Annotated in this window: 5 protein-coding genes and 1 pseudogene; 3 read left to right on the forward strand and 3 right to left on the reverse strand. The window is 61.8% G+C overall.

The genetic code is table 11. The annotated features are described in order from the left end of the window. Positions 1-231 precede the first annotated feature (231 nt). Positions 232-825, forward strand: coding sequence for a GNAT family N-acetyltransferase (locus BJI47_RS20335; RefSeq protein WP_088945427.1), 594 nt, complete (start codon positions 232-234; stop codon positions 823-825). A gap of 15 nt (positions 826-840) precedes the next feature. On the opposite strand, the gene BJI47_RS20340 is transcribed toward BJI47_RS20335, so the two are convergent. Continuing rightward, entirely contained in the window at positions 841-1,065 is a 225-nt protein-coding gene (locus BJI47_RS20340) for a hypothetical protein (protein WP_176224983.1), read from the reverse strand. 84 nt (positions 1,066-1,149) lie between these two features. Between BJI47_RS20340 and BJI47_RS20345 the strand changes: the two genes are divergently transcribed. Beyond that, positions 1,150-2,274, forward strand: a complete 1,125-nt coding sequence (locus BJI47_RS20345) for a DUF1524 domain-containing protein (RefSeq protein WP_088945453.1) — start codon at positions 1,150-1,152, stop codon at positions 2,272-2,274. An 86-nt stretch (positions 2,275-2,360) separates the two neighbouring features. Further along, positions 2,361-2,786: a transposase gene (locus tag BJI47_RS20350; protein ID WP_254900714.1), complete on the forward strand. Its 426-nt coding sequence runs from the start codon at positions 2,361-2,363 to the stop codon at positions 2,784-2,786. A gap of 668 nt (positions 2,787-3,454) precedes the next feature. Here BJI47_RS20350 and BJI47_RS20355 read toward each other — a convergent pair. After that, positions 3,455-3,991 (reverse strand): annotated as a pseudogene (locus BJI47_RS20355) (transposase); the annotation flags it as partial. 51 nt (positions 3,992-4,042) lie between these two features. Further along, positions 4,043-4,966, reverse strand: a 924-nt coding sequence (locus tag BJI47_RS20360; protein WP_088942194.1) for an IS3 family transposase, incomplete at its 5' end; no start/stop codon positions are given.

The following is a 4,966-nucleotide window of genomic DNA, read 5'->3' on the forward strand; positions in this document are numbered from 1 at the left end:
TTTCGAGACGACGATGGTGTGATCGAACGTGATGGTCATGAGTGTCTGCCTCCTGGGCAGTTCCACGCCTCCATGCCTGACGCTGTCCGTCATCGACACGCGACGCTGGCGATGATCCTGCCAACCAGAGCGTGTGCTTGCAAGCCGTGCCTTTGACGGCGTTGTCTCGCCGAGAACGGTTAGTCGGGTAGGTGTTGCTCAACGTGATGACGCTGTACCAGGATTGACTTTGTGCCCATCCTGGTCGAACCGTCGATCCCCGAGGGATCGTTGTTCGGGATTGAACAACCCGTGATCGAGGTGTCGCGGTCGGTTTCACTCCGGCCGTGGGTGAACGGTGACGCCGCAGCGGTGATGGAATTCTTTCAGGACCCACTCATCCAACGATGGCACGTCAAACGTGCTGATTCGATCGAGGAGGCAGCAGGATGGATCGGAGGGTGGCAGTCTGAGTGGCTCAAAGAATCCGGAGCCCATTGGGCTGTGGTTGATTCAGGTTCGGACCGCCTACTCGGTCGTATCGCATTGAAAAATATTGATCTCTATGACGGGACGGCCGATCTGGCGTACTGGATGGCCGCATCTGCGCGCGGGTATGGAGTGTGCCCGAATTCCGTTGTTGCGTTAGCAAGATGGGCCTTCGACGAAGTGGCCTTCAACCGACTCGAACTCGAACACTCAGTAGACAATGCTGCGTCGTGTCGCGTTGCGGATAAGGCCGGATTTCAGACAGAAGGCATCCGCCGCGGATCAGCACGCCATGCAGACGGGTGGCATGACATGCACGTACACAGCTTGCTCAGGGGAGACTCAACCCCAGGCTGAATCGGATCCAGGTCTTCAGGCGAGCGTGATTAAGGCCGTCTGCATGTTGCTGCCCACATTGAGATCCGCCACCGCCGGATTCGCACCCAAATTGCGCCCACCCTCACCGGAGCAGAACGACACGCCCGCACCCGGCACATCTCCGAAGGTGACTTCGACGAGTGAGATGACCATCGCGTCGATGAGCCCGAACCCGATCCAATGCGACAACCACTGCCCCGCCGATAACGGCGAAGGCATTTCGAATGTATCGGCCGCTATCAGCGGTCCTACTACGATGTCGACCGACCTCGTTGTGCCCATTCCTGCCTTTGGAGAACTACTGTGTCTGATTTTGATTATTCGCCGCCTGCACCAACCGCATCGAAGGGGAGACGGAAGTGGCCGTGGGTCACCGGTGCAGTCGTGTCCGGCTTGCTGGTCATCGGTGTGGTGGATCCGACCGGGTCGAGGGACACCGCCGCGCAGGAGGCAGCCGTAGCGGCAGCATCCGCCACGATGACCAGCACCTCGAAAGCTGCCATCGCTACAACATCGCCCGTGGCTCCGAGCTCCGCCGCAACTACACCCGAGTCGATGCTCGCACCCGTACCGGTGGCGTTGGCGGTCGAGAACGCGGACGGCGCGAACGCTGCCCTGAGCATGCTGGCGACCGTGCCGATCAAGGGGCGAGCCCCGAAGACCGGGTACGACCGAGAGATGTTCGGGCAGGCCTGGACCGACGATGTCACCGTCGAAGGTGGTCATAACGGCTGCGATACGAGGAACGATATTTTACGTCGAGATCTCACCGCGATCACCGTGAAGCCGGGGTCCAACGGATGCGCGGTACAAACCGGCACCCTGGCCGATACGTACACCGCAACCACCATCAGCTTCGTCCGCGGCACCGACACCTCCAGCGCTGTGCAAATCGACCACATGGTCGCCCTCAGTAATGCCTGGCAGACAGGTGCTCAGCAACTCGACCCGGCCACGCTGAAGAGCCTGGCGAACGACCCGCGCAACCTGCAGGCCGTCGATGGCCCGGCGAACCAGCAGAAGAGCGACGGCGATGCCGCGACCTGGCTCCCCAGCAACACCGCATACCGGTGCACCTATGTTGCTCGGCAGGTCGAGGTGAAGGCCGCCTACGGACTGTGGGTCACTCAGCCCGAACACGATGCGACCACCCGCGTCCTCGGTGACTGCGGCGCCGCAGCCCCAGTCGCACCTGCTCCAGCTCCAGCTCCTCGACCTGCACCGGTCGCACCAGCACCTGTTCCGGTCGCACCAGCACCAGCACCAGCACCAGCACCCGCTCCGCTGGTCGAAGCGCCTGCACCGGCGAGCGTGTACTACCAGAATTGCAGCGCAGTTCGTGCAGCCGGTGCCGCCCCCATCCGGGCCGGACAACCTGGCTACAGCAGCAAGCTCGACCGTGATGGAGACGGCGTCGGTTGCGAGTAACGCCGTGGATGTGATATCGAACTGCAGTCGTTGACTCCTGAACTCTCGTCCTACCTTGCCTATTCAGAGGCGACACCAAAGACCGGATGGGACGGCGGGAAACGAACAACCGGCGTGAAACGCCACATCGCAGTGGACGTGACCAGCTGTTGTTGACAGTCGTGGTGACCGCGGCCTCGATTCAGGACCGTGACGCCGGGCACCGGCTGCTCGCCGCACTGCGCGGCACGTTCTCCACGATCCGGCTGGTGCGGGCCGACGGCGGCTACTCGGGGCGCCTGCTCGGCTGGGCGAAAAGTGTTCTGGCACTGCAGGTCGGCGTCATCAAACGCAAGCCTGGTAGTACCGGATTCCACGTCCGGGCCCGAGTTTGGGTGGTAGAACGGACCTTCGCTTGGCTCAACAAATATCGCCGCTGCGTCCGCGACTATGAGGCCAAGCCCGAAAACCACGAAGCGATGGTTCTCGTCGTCACCATCGCGACCATGACCAGGCGACTCGCCCGAACCTGACAGTTCTCAATCACACTCTCAGTGCGGCTAGCGGGAAGCTCGTGCGCGGCCCCGAACGGTGCGGGACTCGGCCGTGGTCCGAAGCTCCAACCAAGTCGTAGGGCCGAATTCAGCCGGACCCGGTCATGTTGGCGAACCCGCCCGCACTGACACGGAAAGCCCGCACGAGGCGGGCTTTCGGAAATGGCGCGCGATCCGCGTAAGAATCCGCTACCGACGTCAAATGTAGCTGGAGGCCCATCCAACTGCAAAACGACGGCACGCCCTGAAGTGCGTGTGCTCGATAGGAAAACGAGAGGCGAAACATGGGGGCCGGGAATGTATTCGGCCCACGAATCGACAATATCGCCGACAATCGGGCAATCCGACAAGACTATCGACCGGAACTACCGAACAAACCCGGCGAGTAGAGGTTTTCGGTCGTGAGAATGATTCATTCAGACGGTGATGACTGAAAAGACGAGGTTGAGGCTTTCGCATGAGCCACTGCAGAGCTCCGCGACCTAGCCTCGATCTTTCGTCGAGCTGATGTGCTGGCCTGAGCTGGTCGAGATGGTGTTTCGGACTCGTTAGCGCACGATGGCGTTGCCGATGTCGATCGGCGGGTGCTCGGTTCCACGGTCCGAGGCGTGGGGTTCTTTCGCGTCGTTGGGTCGGGTGAATTGCGGTCAGGCGGGCGCGGTCAGCGCCGCCAACCGGGTCAGTGCGGTGACGATCAACGTCGACCACGGTGCGTTCTGTGAAAGGCGCAGGTGCGTGCGGCGGGCGTGGGTGGCGATGCGGCCGGCGACCGAGAACACCCGCAGACGAACACTTTTGGGCTCCCACCGGCGTGCATCATGGTCGGTGAAGCCGAGCATCTGAGTCCACGCCATCAGGTCCAGAGCAAGTTCGACGATCGCCAACCAGATGCGGTTCTGGTCGAAGCCGTGCAGCGGGAAATTTGTCAGCCCGGTGTCCTTGGCGGTGCGGATGCGGTCCTCACACCGGGCGCGGCGGCGGTGCCTCAGTTCGAGATCCTGAATCTTCCCGCCGACCGTGTTGGTGGCGAACGCAGTCAGTCGGAGACCGTCGGAATCGGTGAACCGTAGCTGCGCGCCGGGGTGCGGGCGTTCCTTTCGGATGATCACGCGCATCCCGGCCGGCCACGAGGTCAGGTCGACGATGCCGGTGGCGTCGATGACCCATGCGCCGTCGCGGACCCTCTCGGCGTGGTCGAGGGCGACCTGAGGTTCCCCCCGAAAAGTGGACAGTGGTCACGCGGCCATGATGGGCGCGATCAGTGACTGTTCGTACGTGGTGGGGCTGAGCATCCCGATCGTGGAGTGCCTACGGCGAGTGTTGTAGAAGTTCATCCAGTTGTCAACTGCAGCAACCAATTCAGTGGCATGAACGAAGGTGTGCCGGTAGTAGTACTCGTGCTTGAACGTCGACCACAGACTTTCGGCGCCGGCGTTGTCCCAGCATTGACCGGTTTCACCCATCGAACGCCGCAACCCGTACCGTTCACACGCCTGCTTCATGATGTCAGCAGTGTACTGAGATCCCCTGTCCGAGTGCATGATTGTTCCCGCGACATCGCCGCCACGTTCGGCGACCGCCATCTCCAACGCTTCGACAACCAGCTCGGTGCGCATGTGATCGGCCACGGCCCATCCGAGAACCTTCTTCGAGTGCTCGTCCTTGATCGCGCACAGGTACATATCCCCCTCCCCGCAGGTCAGATACGTTATGTCCGAAGTCCACACCGCATCGAGTTCACCCTGATCGAAACGGCGCTGGACCAGATCATCAGGGAACGAGGCGAACGGATCGACCACGGTGGTGCGGACCTTGAACGTGCGCGGACTGATGCCGACGACACCGAGCGATCGCATGATCTTGGCGACAGTTTTCTCGGTGATCACCTCGCCTCGGTCGTGGAGTTCGGCGGTGATGCGCGGTGCCCCGTACACGCCTTTCGACTCCTGGTGGATCGCGAGGATCTTGATCTCCAGATCGGCTCTACGCTGCTCTCGCTCTGCCAATCGGGTTGTCACACTGCGTCCTTGGTTCTTGTAGAAGCCGGAGGTCGACACCTCGAGCAGGCGCGCCATCCGGTGAACTGCGGAGTTCGCGTACTCCGCGGCCATCAACGTGTAGAGCTCTACTTTTGTTGATTGGCTGCGAAGTACGCGGAC

It is taken from the genome of Rhodococcus sp. 1168 (assembly GCF_002091955.1).
In the GTDB taxonomy this organism is placed as follows: domain Bacteria; phylum Actinomycetota; class Actinomycetes; order Mycobacteriales; family Mycobacteriaceae; genus Rhodococcoides.